Source organism: Streptomyces sp. RerS4 (genome assembly GCF_023515955.1).
Classification (GTDB): Bacteria; Actinomycetota; Actinomycetes; order Streptomycetales; family Streptomycetaceae; genus Streptomyces.
Window position 1 is genome coordinate 571,091 of sequence record NZ_CP097322.1, and the last position, 13,286, is coordinate 584,376.

8 protein-coding genes and 1 pseudogene are annotated in these 13,286 nt (G+C 73.6%); 4 read left to right on the top strand and 5 right to left on the bottom strand.

The window, feature by feature from the left end; genetic code table 11:
- Positions 1–12: 12 nt before the first annotated feature.
- The 4 genes and pseudogenes from M4D82_RS34525 to M4D82_RS02785 form a co-directional block, all read right to left on the bottom strand.
- A pseudogene (locus tag M4D82_RS34525) lies at positions 13–1,340 on the bottom strand (serine/threonine-protein kinase).
- Between the two features lie 148 nt (positions 1,341–1,488).
- Positions 1,489–2,328 carry a serine/threonine protein kinase gene (locus tag M4D82_RS02775; RefSeq protein ID WP_249764480.1) on the bottom strand — a complete coding sequence of 280 codons (840 nt, stop codon included), beginning with the start codon at positions 2,326–2,328 and terminating at the stop codon, positions 1,489–1,491.
- A 170-nt stretch (positions 2,329–2,498) separates the two neighbouring features.
- Positions 2,499–5,147 carry a SpoIIE family protein phosphatase gene (locus M4D82_RS02780; RefSeq protein WP_502989044.1) on the bottom strand — a complete coding sequence of 883 codons (2,649 nt, stop codon included), beginning with the start codon at positions 5,145–5,147 and terminating at the stop codon, positions 2,499–2,501.
- Between the two features lie 178 nt (positions 5,148–5,325).
- Positions 5,326–7,146, bottom strand: a complete 1,821-nt coding sequence (locus M4D82_RS02785) for a VanW family protein (protein WP_249764482.1) — start codon at positions 7,144–7,146, stop codon at positions 5,326–5,328.
- Positions 7,147–7,463: 317 nt separating this feature from the next.
- Between M4D82_RS02785 and M4D82_RS02790 the strand changes: the two genes are divergently transcribed.
- The 4 genes from M4D82_RS02790 (at position 7,464) to M4D82_RS02805 (ending at position 12,756) form a co-directional block, all read left to right on the top strand.
- Positions 7,464–10,523, top strand: coding sequence for an alpha/beta hydrolase (locus tag M4D82_RS02790; protein WP_249764483.1), 3,060 nt, complete (start codon positions 7,464–7,466; stop codon positions 10,521–10,523).
- 122 nt (positions 10,524–10,645) lie between these two features.
- Positions 10,646–10,840 carry a valine--tRNA ligase gene (locus M4D82_RS02795; protein WP_249764484.1) on the top strand — a complete coding sequence of 65 codons (195 nt, stop codon included), beginning with the start codon at positions 10,646–10,648 and terminating at the stop codon, positions 10,838–10,840.
- Positions 10,841–11,043: 203 nt separating this feature from the next.
- Positions 11,044–11,808, top strand: a complete 765-nt coding sequence (locus M4D82_RS02800) for a 2OG-Fe(II)-dependent halogenase WelO5 family protein (RefSeq protein ID WP_249764485.1) — start codon at positions 11,044–11,046, stop codon at positions 11,806–11,808.
- Between the two features lie 108 nt (positions 11,809–11,916).
- A complete protein-coding gene (locus M4D82_RS02805; protein ID WP_249764486.1) occupies positions 11,917–12,756 on the top strand; it encodes a PhzF family phenazine biosynthesis protein in 840 nt (279 codons plus the stop codon).
- Here the strand turns inward: M4D82_RS02805 and M4D82_RS02810 are convergent.
- Positions 12,749–13,240 carry a RidA family protein gene (locus M4D82_RS02810; protein ID WP_249764487.1) on the bottom strand — a complete coding sequence of 164 codons (492 nt, stop codon included), beginning with the start codon at positions 13,238–13,240 and terminating at the stop codon, positions 12,749–12,751. The genes M4D82_RS02805 and M4D82_RS02810 overlap by 8 nt on opposite strands.
- Positions 13,241–13,286 lie beyond the last annotated feature (46 nt).

Below are 13,286 nucleotides of genomic sequence, written 5' to 3' on the forward strand. Positions count from 1 at the left end.
CGCAGCCGGCGGTCAGCACCCGGGAACGGCCGGACGGTCGTGGGTGCGGACCGCCGGCAACCAGGCGGTGGGTGTCGGGGAGCCCTGGGGGAGGCGTACGCGCAGCCACGCGGTGGACTGCCGGTCGGCTTCGTCGATGATCGGCATCCCGTCGGGGAGTCGGCAGTCGACGGTGAGTACGTCGCCGTGCCAGACGCGGTGCGGGACGACGTTGTCCGCGGTGTAGGGCCTGCGGGGATCGACGGCCAGTCCGAGACTGCACCGCGGGTCCCGGTCCGTACGGTCGCGGCAGCGCGGGTCGGCGTTGAACACCCGTACGTGGCCGTCCGCTTCGGGGAGGTCGGCGGTGTACGTCCACACCGCGGCGGCGGTCGCGCAGGCGCCGAGGGCGGCGAGTGCGGCGCGCCGCAGGCCGCGCCGGCGGCCCGGTGGCCGGGCGCCGCCGGGGCGGTCTCGTGGGCGGCGAGGCGGGCGCGCAGGCTTTCGGCGGTGTGCGCGGCGCGGGCGGCGTGGGTCGGGGCCAGGCAGTCGGCGGCCAGGGCCCGCCAGAAGGGCGGCAGGGCGTGGTGGGGGCGCAGGGGGGCGCGTCCGTCGGCGTACTCCTGTACGGCCGCGGCGCGGGCGGCGGGTGTGGCGCCGGGGAAGGGGGAGGCGCCGGCGGCGAAGGCCTCGTGGAGCATGATGCCCAGCGCCCAGATGTCGGCGCTGGGCCGGATCTGTACGCCCTGTTCGCCGAGCGGGGCCTTCCACCGCTCGGGCGGGAGGTAGTCGGGGGTGCCCATGGGGGGCGCGTAGCCGTGGGTTCCCTGGGTGCCGGTCAGTTCGGTGGCCAGGCCGAAGTCGGACAGTTTGACCGAACCGTCCGCCATCAGCAGGACGTTGTCCGGTTTGAGGTCACCGTGGACCCAGCCGCTGCGGTGCAGATGGGCGAGGCCCTCGCAGATCTCGGTGAACAGTCGGGCCGCCTCGGCCTCGGTGACGCCCGCTTCGAGGAGCGGGCGCAGCGTGCCCGCCGCCCGCTCCATGACGAGGACGATGGCCCCGTCGAGGGAGGGCAGGTCGGGGGCGTCGAGTACGAGGGAGTCCAGCAGCCGGACGATCCGGGGGTGCCCGGCCCGGCGGCCGAGTTCGACCTCGCGTCGGGCGGTCTCGGCGACGGCGCGGGCCTGGCGGGGTGCGAGGCCGGCGGTCGGGAGGAGCTTGAGGGCGACCTCCGCCGGAACCGAGTCCGCCCGCGCGGACGAGTCGCCGGCCGGCCGGCCCGCGTAGACCGTGCCCCAGCCCCCGGCCGCGATCGGCTCGGTGATCTCCCAGGCGCCGACGCGGAAGCCGTGCGGCAGGGGCCGTACCCGGTCGGTGTCCGCCGTGCCCGACGTGCCGGACCCGCCCGATGTGCCCGATGTGCCCGATGGCCCGTGCGGCGTCGACCACTCCCCCGGCCCGCCGGGCGTGCCCGTACGCGGCACCACGCTCCCCCGGTCCACGGTCTCAGCGCGCCGTCGCCCGCGACGCCCCGCCCGCTTCGGCGCGGGACGGCAGCAGGGCGAGGTGCTCCTCCCGTACGAGGCCGAACCGCAGGGCGAGGCCGACGAGCGCCTCCCGCTTGCCGTTGCGGCGGGCTTCGCGGCGCGCCCCGGCGCCGGTCGGGGCGCCGATGCGCATCTTCTCGTCGGCGAGGTAGTCGATCTGCGCGCTGACCGCGCGGGCCGTCAGCGCGGCGCAGGCCGGGTGGCCGCGCAGTCGGGCGACGATCTCGGGGGTGGTCGGTACGGCGAGCGGTGACTCGTCGCGCAGGCGCGGTTCGCAGAGCGCGACCAGGACCAGGAAGTAGCGGGCCGTCTCGTCCAGGGAGTACGCCGTCACGGTGGTGTGACCCCGGCCGCCGACGCCGGCGCCGCCGGCTTCGAGGTAGACGTGGTCGGGGGCGAACACCTGGAAGGAGACGGGTGTGCTGCCGCGCGTGGGCAGGACGACGCGGGCGAACTCGAACGGGATGGGCGCCGCGGCCCTGCGGGGTGGCACGCGCAGGTATTCGCCGGCGCCCTCCGGGTTCTCCACCAGGTAGCTGTGGGTGCTGCTGTGGTTGCTGAGCTGCCAGTGGTCGTCGGTGACGCGGATCTCGCCCGCCAGGCGGGAGATGGCCGCGTCGACGAGGCGCAGTTCGACGGGGTTCGTGGCGGAGCCGCGACCGAAGCGGGCCACCTGTCCGGGGCCGAGCCGCAGGGTCACGGCCCCGTCGGCCGGCGCCTCCCCCGGACCGCCGCCCTGCTGACCGCCGCCCTGCTGACCGCCGCTCCGCGGCAGGTAGTACACCACCACCCCGCTCATGGCCCCTCCTCGCCCCCGTCCCCCTGACGCGCCGAAGGTTACACAGCGCGCGGGTGGTCCGCGTCCGGGCTTTGGCCGAATGTCCGCTGGTCCGGCGGCCCTCGCGGATCGAGGGGTCGCGGGGTCGAGGTACGCGGGTGGCCGGTGGGTGGTGGGTGGTGGCCGGTGGCTCAGATGGGGTCGATGTCGAGGAAGGCGGAGAGGTCCGGTTCCGCCGCCTCGCGCGCGCCGGCGCCCTTGCGGGGCAGTTCCTGTTCGGCCCAGATGACCTTGCCGTACGGGGTGTAGCGGGTGCCCCAGTGCTCGCTGAGCTGGGCCACGAGGAAGAGTCCGCGGCCGCCCTCGTCGGTGGTGGCGGCGTAGCGCAGGTGCGGGGCGATGCTGCTGCCGTCCCAGACCTCGCAGGTCAGGTGGTGGTCGTGGAGCAGTCTGACGCGTACCGGCGCGCTGCCGTGCCGTAGGGCGTTGGTGATGAGTTCGCTGAGGATCAGTTCGGTGGCGAAGCCGAGTTCGCCGAGGTCCCAGGCCTCGAGTTGCCGCGCCGCCTCGTTGCGGATGGTGCCGACCGCGTCCGGCTGGAAGGGGACCTCCCACTGGGCGACGCGGTCCGGGCCGAGGGTGCGCGTACGGGCGATGAGCAGGGCGACGTCGTCGGCGGGGCGCTCGGGGAGGAGGCGGTCGAGGACGGCGGCGCAGCTCTCGTCGGGGTCGCGGCCGGGCCGGCTGAGGGCCTCCCGCAGCACTTCGAGGCCTTCGCTGATGTCGCGTCCCCGCTCCTCGACGAGGCCGTCGGTGTACAGGACGAGCTGGCTGCCTTCCGCGAGGTACAGCTCGGCGGTCTCGAAGGGCATGCCGCCCAGGCCCAGCGGGGGTCCCGTCGGCAGATCCACGATCTCGGTGCTGCCGTCGGGGGCGACCGTCAGGGGCGGTAGGTGGCCGGCGCGGGCCATGACGCAGTGCTGGGACACGGGGTCGTAGACGGCGTAGAGGCAGGTGGCGCCGAGGACGCCGCTGCCGTCGGTGTCGTCGCTGTGTCCCTCGTGGTCGTGGTCGATGCGTTGGACGAGGGCGTCGAGGCGGCCGAGGATCTCGTCGGGCGGCAGGTCGAGCGAGGAGAAGTTGTGGACGGCGGTGCGCAGCCGCCCCATGGTGGCGGCGGCGTGCAGGCCGTGGCCGACGACGTCGCCGACGACGAGGGCGACGCGGCTGCCGGGCAGCGGGATGACGTCGAACCAGTCGCCGCCGACGCCGGACTGGGCGGGGAGGTAGAAGTGGGCGACGTCCACGGCGCTCTGTTCGGGCAGGGCGCGCGGGAGCAGGCTGCGCTGGAGCGTCTCGGCGAGGGCGTGCTCGCGGGTGTAGCGGCGGGCGTTGTCCATGCTGACGGCCGCGCGGGCGACGAGTTCCTCGGCGAGGGACAGGTCGTCCTCGTCGAAGGGCTCGGGCTTTTGCGAGCGCCAGAAGTTCACCACTCCGAGGACGACGCCGCGGGCCTTGAGGGGTGCGGCGATGAGGGAGTGGATGCCGTAGTCGACGATGGCACGGGCGCGGGGCGGGTCCTGGGCGTGCCAGCCCGGGGCGTCGGCGAGGTCGGGCACGAGTTCGGCGTCTCCGCCGGCGTAGCCGCGTGCCTGGGGGGTGGAGGGCAGGAAGTCGATGACCCGGCCGCGGGGGTAGAGGGGGTGGTCGGGGCGGATGCCGCTGACGGCGGTACGCCGCATGTCGGCGCCGGGGCCGGGTTCGTCGCCGTCGAGGACCGGTTCGGCGAGGTCGACGGTGACGTAGTCGGCGAAGCGGGGTACGGCGACGACGGCCAGTTCCTCGGCGGTACGGACCACGTCGAGGGTGGTGCCGACCTCGCCGCCGGCGTCGTAGAGCAGCTTGAGCCGGCGGCGGGCGGCCTCGGCGCGACTGCTCAGGATCCGCATCTCGGTGGAGTCGCGGATGGTGACGGCGCTGCCGTCCTGCCGGCCGCGGGGGTGGGTGGGGCGTTGGTTGACGACGAGCAGCCGCTCGCCGGTCTCCACCACCTCGTCGGTGGCCTCACGGCCGGACAGCAGCAGTTCGGTCATCCGCTGATCGAGTCCGGGGACGTCGCCGATATGGCGTCCTTCGGCGTCGTCCGGGAGGCCGAGGAGGCGTTTGGCCTCGTCGTTGGCGAGCAGCAGCCGACCGTCGCCGTCGGTGATCAGCACCCCTTCGCGGACGGCGTGGAGCACCGCGTCGTGGTGCTCGTACATGCGGGTCATCTCCTGCGGGCCGAGTCCGTGGGTCTGGCGGCGCAGGCGGCGGCTGATGAGCGCGGTGCCGGCGGTGGCGAGGGCGAGGCCGGTCGCGATGGCGAGGAGGATGACGGGAAGCTGCCGGTCGACCACGCCCGTGACGTTCTCGACGGTCAGGCCCGCCGACACCAGGGCGACGACCTTCCCGTCGGGGTCGGTGACGGGGACCACGGCCTGGATCTCCTTGCCGAGGGGTCCCTGGACGCTCTCGGTGTGGACCTGTCCGGCGAGGGAGGGTTCGATCGTGCCGACGAACCGTTTCCCGATGCGGTCGGGCTGGGGGTGCGTGTAGCGGGTGCCCTTGGTGTCCATGACGACGATGAAGTCCACGCCCGCGTCCTTGCGCGTCGCCTCGGCGAGCGGCTGGAGGACGGCGGACGGATCGGAGGTCTTCAGGGCGGCCTGGAGGCCGAGGGAGTGGGCGAACGTCTGGGCGACGGCGACCGAGCGGGTGCGGGCCTCGCGGTCGATGTCGTGACGCGTCTGGAGCAGGAGGGCCAGCAGCGCGCCGGCGGAGAGCAACACCACGATCGCCACCTGGAGGATGAAGACCTGTCCGGCGACGCTCCTGGTCCTGTTGCCTAGGGGTGACCGCACCGGCGTGCCCGGCACGGGTGGCGGCGAGGAAGGGTCACGGTCCAGTTGTAGCACTTCCGGGGGGGCCATGGCTCCCGGCGGACGCCGCGGTTCGCGCGCGTGGCCGAGCGGGCGGCGCCTACGGGGTGTGGGACGCGGCGTCCGTGATGACGGGCCGGGTCTGCGCGCTCTGCGGGGCCCGCTGGGTCTGCGCGCTCTGCGGCGGGGCCGTGGGGGACGGGGACTGCGGGGTGCAGGTGACCTCGTCGCGCGGGGTGTAGTGGGTGGTGAACTCTTCGTGCTTGACCTCGCGGCCGCCTTGGACGAAGACCCGGCCGACGGTGACGTCGAAGCCCTCCAGCGGGGTCTGGACCTCGCAGGTCGGTCCGCTGCCCGTGCGCCGCGCGGGCGGGGTGACGTCGGTGCGCGGGCCCTTGGTGGCGCGGATCTCGTCGTACTTCTTGGTGCCGAGGAGGGTGACGGTCAGCGAGGTGTCGGTGGAGGTGGCCTGGACGTAGATCGCGTGGCCGGAGTCGTTGAGCCAGCGCAGGTCGAGGGTGCCCCAGGCGACGGTGGCCTCGCGGCCCTCGGGGTAGCGCTCGATGTAGAAGGAGTGGGCGCCGTGCTCGACGGACTTGAGGCCGGCGAAGAAGACGGCGTTGTACATGGTGGTGGCCACGGCGGAGACGCCGCCGCCGGGGGATTTCACGTACTGCCCGTCGTTGATCATGATGCCGTCGACGAAGCCGTTCTCCGGGGTGCGCTCGCCGACGGTGCGGTTGAAGCTCCACTCCTCGCCGGGCATGACCACGGAACCGTTGATCAGCTCGACGGCGCGGCCGATGTTGGTGGTGCGGTAGGGGGCGGCCGGGAACTCGACGGTGAAGGAGGACACCTTCTCCTTGATGCCGAGGCGTCGGGCGTCGGCGGCGCTCAGGCTCGGCTGGACCGTTTCGGTGGCGACGGCGGCGGTGCGGGCCGCTCCGGTGCGGGTGAGCAGGGGCAGGACGGCCTTGCCGAGTGCCTGCTCCGTGACGCGTACGCCGGTGCTGCTCTGGTCCTCGACGACGACGCTGCCGTCGGCGGCGACGCCCAGCTCGGCGTCCTGCGGGTCCTGGGCGGCCCGGTCGACGGGGCGGGCCACGGCGGGGTCGGCTAGCAGGCCCTTGGAGTCGAGGGCCGGTACGAGGCGTCCCTGTGCGTCGGCGTTCATCTTCAGGTGGCTGCCGAGGACGGCGGCGCCGATGGGTATGCGGGTGCCGGCGACGGTGACCGTGACGGGCCCCGACATGGCGGGCCGGGCGAACCCGCTCATGGCCCGCTCGGTCTCGGCGGCGCCGACGCGCGGTTCGGTGCGCTCGACGGGCAGGACGAGGGGGGCGTCGCCGGAGCGCGGCCAGCCGTCACGGAGGGTGTCGAGGGCCCGGTCCTGGATCAGGGTGATGCCGGGCCGGGGGGCGACGGCCTTGGCGGCGCCGCCTTCGAAGGTGACGGCTCCGTCGCGGACGTCCTGGCCGGCCTGCGCGCCGATGCGCTCGATGCCGGCTCGGGCGGCGGCCTCGTCCATGCGGATCACGGGTTCGACGTCCCGATCCGCGCGGGCGAAGAGCCGCCCGATGACGGTGACGGGGTCGTGGTCGTCGGGGGCGGCGCGGTCGACGGTGGCGGCGGTGTCGAGGGAGAGGCCGAGGGCGGCGGGTTCGGCCTGCTCGACGCGGTCGCCGATCTTGAGGGAGAGCGGCGCGGCGGCGAGCGGCCCGAGCTCGCGGGTGAGTGTCCGGCGGGCCTCGGTCCGGCTCATGCCGCCGATGTCGACGCCCTGGACGCGGGTGCCGGCCTCGACGTCACCGCCGGTCACGAGACCCGTGACGTAGAGACCGCCGAGCCCGAGCACGGCGGCGCCGCCCGCCACGGGCAGGGCGATGCGCCAGTTGAGCGTCCTCTTGCCCTCGCGTGCCATGTCTCTCCCTGGGCGCTGACCGTAGATGACGTTTCCGACTGTCGATGATTTCGGAAAAGCGTCCGATTTGGTGAGGAATGTAAGTATTCCCACACCGACGCGTACGGTGTGCGCACCGCGGGCGGTACGGCGTACGCAAGCGTGGGGGTACGGCGTACGCGGGCCCGGGTCGCGCGCCGGGGGATATCCGGGAGCATCCGGGGTTGTCCCGTTCTGGCCGCCGCCGTCGCGGCTCATGCATCATTGAGCCGGCTGCTGCTTCACCTGTGACCGAAATCCTTCTGCTTCAACACGCTTTCTGGCTGCGGAGGTTCGCGATGGCGGTACGGACGCGCGTCCACCTCGTGCTGGTGCACGGCCTGTTCTCCTCGGCGAAGGTGTGGAAGGCCTTTGAGTCGCTGATCACCACCGACCCGGAACTGGCCGACTGGGTCAGCGTCCATCCCTTCGAGTACGACTCCCCGTTCGCGCGGCTGCGGCCCGACCGACGGGTCGCCGAGACCGACGACATCGCCGACCAACTGGGCACCTTCCTGGAGACCCGGGTCGGTGACGCGGAGCGGATCGTGCTGGTCACCCACAGCCAGGGCGGCCTGATCGTGCAGCGCTTCCTGGCCCGCAAGCTGTGGAACGGCGAGGGCGCCGAACTCGCCCGGATCAAGCACTTCACGATGTTCGCCTGCCCCAACACCGGCTCCGGCTTCTTCCTCACCGTCCGCAAGGCCGTCACCACCCTGTGGCGCAACCCGCAGGAGCAACAACTGCGGCCCTTCGACCGGGCCGTGACGGAAGCTCAGCGCACGGTACTGAGCGCCGTGGTGCACGGGCGCGCGTTCACCGACCAGGAATGCCCCATCCCCGTACGGGCCTACGGGGGCTCCGCCGACGACATCGTGCCGCCGGTCGTGGCACGCGGGGTGTTCCCCAAGGGCGGAGTGGTCACCGCCGACCACTTCTCCATCGTGCAGCCCAAGGACCGAACCGCCCCCTCCTACATGGCCGTTCGCGGAGCCCTGCTGGAGGTGGCCGACGGCACGCTCCCGCCGGAGGATCGCGAAACGCGCGCCCTGGAGCCCCTCGAACCGTCGGCCCCGCGCACCCCCGCCCGGCTCTCCGGCCGCCCCTCCCTGCCGCCGCCCGGCGCCGGCGACCCCGACCTGGCACCCTTCCCGCCCCCGCCGTACGGGCGGATGGAGGAGGGCCAGTTCAAGGGACAGGACCGGCAGGACCTGGTCGCCTCCCTGCTGTCCGGGGAGGCCGGGCGGGCCGGACAGCAGGTGCACGTCCTCGCCGGCCTGGGCGGGTCGGGGAAAAGCCGGCTGGCCCTGGAGGTCGCCGACCGCGCCCAGCGCGCCGGACACCGCGTCTGGTGGGTGTCGATGCCCGAACTGAGCCTGCGCATGCGGATGATGGCCCGCGACCTCGGCGCCCCCTCGATCACGGTCGACCGGGCCTGGCTGCTGGGCACCGCGATGGACCTGCTCTGGGAACTGCTCAACGCCTGCCCGGACCCCTGGCTGCTGATCTTCGACAACGCCGACGACCCCGGGCGCCTCGGCCCCCGCGACGGCCAGGTCTCCGACGGCACCGGCTGGCTGCGCAAGCCGCGCAACCCCGGCGGCACGGTCCTGGTCACCAGCCGGGTCCGCCGTCCGCAGGCCTGGGGCGACTGGATCGACGTCCACCAGGTCCTGCCCCTGCACGAGGACGACGGCGCCGCCATGCTGCTGGAGCGGACCGGAGGCATCGGCGGCACCAACGAGGAAGCCCGCAGGCTGTCACGGCAGTTGGGCGGCCTGCCGCTCGCCCTGCGGCACGCCGCCGACGTCATCAAGGCGGTCGGCGAGCGCCAGATCTCCCTGGAGGGCGGCATCGCCATCCGGGACTTCGAGACCTTCCGCCGCACCTTCGCCGCCCGCGTCGACACCGCCGCGGCCCCCGACGCCGCCGATCCGGCCGACGATCGGACGGAAACCGGCGGCCGGACCGAAGGCGGCGGCCGGGTCGAAGGCGGCGGCCAGGCCCGACCGGACCTCAGCGAACTGCTGGGCCGCGAGATAGTGGAGCAGGTCTGCGGTATCGCCCTGGACCTGCTCGCCAAGCGCGAGCTGGCCCAGGCGGCGCCCCTGCTGAAGGTCCTGGCCTGCCTGAGCATCTCCCCCATCCCCTACCGCCGGCTCCTCGCCGGCCCCGCCCTCGCCCGGTCCCCGCTGTTCCCCGGCGCCACCCCCGCCCGCACCACCGCGGTGCTCGCGGGCCTGGAGGAGTTCGGGCTGGTCGACGCCTACGAGCGCGAGGGCTTCGCGGAACGCGACCTGGCCCAGGTCCTGACCCTGCACCCCGTCGTCCACGGTGTGCTGCGCGAGGACCGGCGGGTACGCGAGCGGCCCGCCGACTACTACGGGCTCGCCGTGCGGCTGGTCCTGAACGCCCTCCACCTCCACAACCCCGACCACCCCGCGAACTGGCCGCTGTGGGCCGCGCTCGCCCCGCACGCCCTGGAGGTCTCCCGGGCGTGCCTGCTCGGCGACTTCCGGCCGGCGGACCGCACCGTACGCACCGAGGCCCTGGAACTGGCCCGGCTGACCGCCCGCTACCTGATCGCCACCGGCCTGCTCGGGCCCGCGTACGACCTCGTCCTCCCCCTCGTCCAGCGCTGCTCCTCCTTCGGCTTCGACGCCGACGACCGCGAGATCCTCGGCCTGCGCCACGAGCAGGGCCGCATCCACCTCGACCGGGAACAACTGGCCCGGGCCGAAGAGGTGCTCCAGCGGGTGGTGCGCGCCCGCACCGCCCTCTTCGGGGAGATCGACGCCGACACCCTCGCCAGCCGGCACAAGCTGGCCCGCGCCATCAACGAACAGGCCGGACGGGAGGCCGAGGCCGAGGCGATGCTGCGCTCGATCGTGGAGGCGGAGAACAAGGTGCGCGGCCCCGAGCACTACGACACCCTCGTCGTACGTCACACCCTGGCCCGGACGATGCTCGCCCTCGGGCGGCACGACGAGGCCATGGAGGAGGCCCGGCAGATCCTGGACATCAGCCGCGGCAACCACTGGCCGCCCTCCACCCCCGAGATCCTGCGCGTGCGCGAGACCCTGACGCACGCCCTGCTGCGCCAGAACCGGGCGGAGGAGGCGGAGCGGGTCATCCGGGACGCGCTGCGGGACGCCTCCCAGCCGCCGGACTCCAACCTCGTGATGCGCTTCCGCTACACGTTCGTCCTCGTGCTCCTCGGGATCCGGGGGCGTACGCCCGAAGCGGTGAACGAGCTGCGGGCGCTCGTACGCGACCTCGACCGGGTGGTCGCCTCCGAGCACCCGCTGTCCGTGCAGGCCAGGGCCCTGCTGGCGAAGACGCTGCGGGAGATGCCCTGAAACCCGCCGTACTCGGGGGCAGTTGGGCGGAACCCTCCCGGCCGCGGCGGACTTGCGCGTACCCTGACGGTGCATCACCCTGTGTGACGCATCCCACACCGAACGCGCGCGGAGGTCCGCCGATGTCAGCTCTCCCCACCGATACGAACGACGACCAGACCCTCGAATGGGGAGCTCCGGGCAGTGCTCTGGAGGAGGCGCAGGCGGAAGTCGGCAGACGTATCGCGATGGAGGCGCTGGAGGCCGGCCGCCAGGCGCTCGAACTGGACGCGAAGACGGCGTTCCGCACCACCGACGCCGCGGCGCATCCCGCGTAGCCGCAGACCGCCGGCCGAGGTCGCCGGCCGCCGGCCGCCCCGCGTGTCGTTCCGATCCGTTCGGTTTCGTTCGTTGTTCTGTTCCGTTGTCGTGTTCCGTTCTGTTCTCTGTTCTCCATGACCAGGGGGGCGATCGCATGACGTCAGAGCAATCTCCCAAGGGGGCTTTACCGGCCCCGCCACACGACCCGTTCTTCCACGCCGTGACCGCGCCGGCCTTCACGCACGAGGTCCTCGCCGACCTCGCCGCAGGCCGGTGCGCGGCCGTCCGGGTGCCCGGATTCCTGTCCAGGGAGCGGTGCCGCGAGGTGCTCGGGGCGCTGCGGGAACGGGAGTTCGACTCCTACGGAAAGGCCCGCGTCGATCCGCCGGTGATGCGGTTCGGGGTGGGCGTCAGCGACCACATGGCGGCCGGCGAGGTCGCCGACGGCTACTGGAAGGCGCTGGAAGGACACCGCGAGGCCTGGGAGGGGCTGGGCCTGTCCTTCGACCCCTTCCGCTTCTCGCGGGAAGCCCTCGCCGCGCACTGGCCACCGGGGGTGGCGGTCGGCCGCCGGGGCGGTCGGGAGCTGGGCGACGGCGTGGCCCGCGAGCCGAACCAGGGCTTCCAGGTCCACTTCGACGATGCCCTGCGCGAGTACACGGGGGACCTGCTGGACGTTCCCCTGGTCGGCCAGTTCGCCTTCAACCTCTACCTCAGCGTGCCCCCGTCGGGCGGCGAGACCGTCCTGTGGCGGCACCGCTGGCAACCCGAGGACGAGGCGTACCGGCTGCCGGCCTCCTACGGCTACGACGAGGCGGTGGTCCGCGGCGCCGAATCCTTCGAGCTGACACCGCGGGTCGGCGAGGCCCTGCTGATCGATCCGCGCTACTTCCACGCGGTCCGCCCCAGTCACGGGGGCCGCAGAATCGCCCTGGGCTTCGCGGTGGGGCTCGGCACGTCGGGCCAGTTCCTCACCTGGGCCTGACCGGGCCGATCGAACGGTCGAGACCGCCCGATTCCGCGGCCGAAGCGGTCAACTTCCGTCACCTGTGCGCCTTTGACGCCTCGGCGGCGGAGCGGCTAGGTTCGGGTGATGGACCTGTTGCGTTACGTGGCCTTCAGCACCGATCCCCAGGGCGGGAACCCGGCCGGGGTGGTGCTGGACGCCACCGGCCTCGACGAGGCGACGATGGCCGCCACCGCGGCGGAAGTCGGCTACTCGGAGACGGCCTTCGTCGTCCCCCGTCAGGACGGCGCGCTCGACATCCGGTACTTCAGTCCGCAGAACGAGGTGCCCTTCTGCGGCCACGCCACCATCGCCACCGCGGTCGCCCACGCCCAGCGCCACGGCGTGGGCGACCTGCTGCTGCACACGAAGGCCGGACGGGTCCCCGTGACCACCTCCGCCGGCCCGGACGGCACGGTCGTCGCCACCCTGGTGAGCGTGGAGCCCCGTACGGAGCCCCTGGCCGACGCCGACCTGGCCGAACTCCTCGCCGCACTGCGCTGGTCCCCCGCCGACCTCGACCCGGCCCTGCCGCCCCGGGTGGCGTACGCGGGGGCGTGGCACCCGGTGATCGCCGCCGCGAGCCGCGAGCGGCTCGCGGACCTCGACTACGACATGACCGCCCTCGGTGACCTGATGGCACGGCGGGACTGGACCACGATCGCCCTGGTCCGGCGCGAGTCGGAGCACGTCTTCCACGCCCGCAACCCCTTCCCGCCCGGCGGAACGGTGGAGGACCCGGCCACCGGCGCCGCGGCCGCCGCCTTCGGCGGCTACCTGCGCGCCCTGGGCATCGTCGACACCCCGGCGGTGCTGCGCATCCACCAGGGCGTGGACATGGGGCGGCCGAGCCTGATCACGGTGGGCGTGCCGGCGGGCCGGAACTCCGGGATCGAGGTCACCGGGACCGCGGTCCCGATCAGCTGACGACCGGGGACGGCCGGCGGGTCTGCGAGACCTGGACGACGATCTCGACTTCCACGGGCGTGTTGAGCGGCAGTATCCCGACGCCGACGGCGCTGCGCGCGTGCCGGCCGGCCTCCCCGAAGACGTCCACGAGCAACTCGCTGGCCCCGTCGACCACCCCGGCCTGCTGGGTGAAGTCGGGCGCGGAGGCGACGTAGCCGACCACCTTCACCACGCGCACCACCGTCTCCAGCGGGGCCACCGAGTCCACGGCCGCCAGCGCCGCCAGCGCGCACTGCCGGCTCAGCTCCTTGGCCCGTGCGGGCGCGACCTCGGCGCCCACCCGGCCCGTCTGGGTCAACTCCCCGTCGGTCATCGGGATCTGACCCGCGACGAAGACGAAGCCGCCGCTGAGCACGGCGGGTACGTAGGCCCCCTTGGGCGGGCTCACCTCCGGTAGCCGCAGCCCGAGCTCGGCCAGCCGCCGGCGTACGTCAACGCTCATGGCACCCCCTGATGACTCGACCACGGGGCCCATCGTCCCACCGGCC

Coding starts and splice junctions, on each gene's coding strand:
- M4D82_RS02775 (WP_249764480.1), bottom strand. CDS start 2,328: ATGAGCGGGGTGGTGGTGTACTACCTGCCGCGGAGCGGCGGTCAGCAG.
- M4D82_RS02785 (WP_249764482.1), bottom strand. CDS start 7,146: ATGGCACGCGAGGGCAAGAGGACGCTCAACTGGCGCATCGCCCTGCCC.
- M4D82_RS02790 (WP_249764483.1), top strand. CDS start 7,464: ATGGCGGTACGGACGCGCGTCCACCTCGTGCTGGTGCACGGCCTGTTC.
- M4D82_RS02795 (WP_249764484.1), top strand. CDS start 10,646: ATGTCAGCTCTCCCCACCGATACGAACGACGACCAGACCCTCGAATGG.
- M4D82_RS02805 (WP_249764486.1), top strand. CDS start 11,917: ATGGACCTGTTGCGTTACGTGGCCTTCAGCACCGATCCCCAGGGCGGG.
- M4D82_RS02810 (WP_249764487.1), bottom strand. CDS start 13,240: ATGAGCGTTGACGTACGCCGGCGGCTGGCCGAGCTCGGGCTGCGGCTA.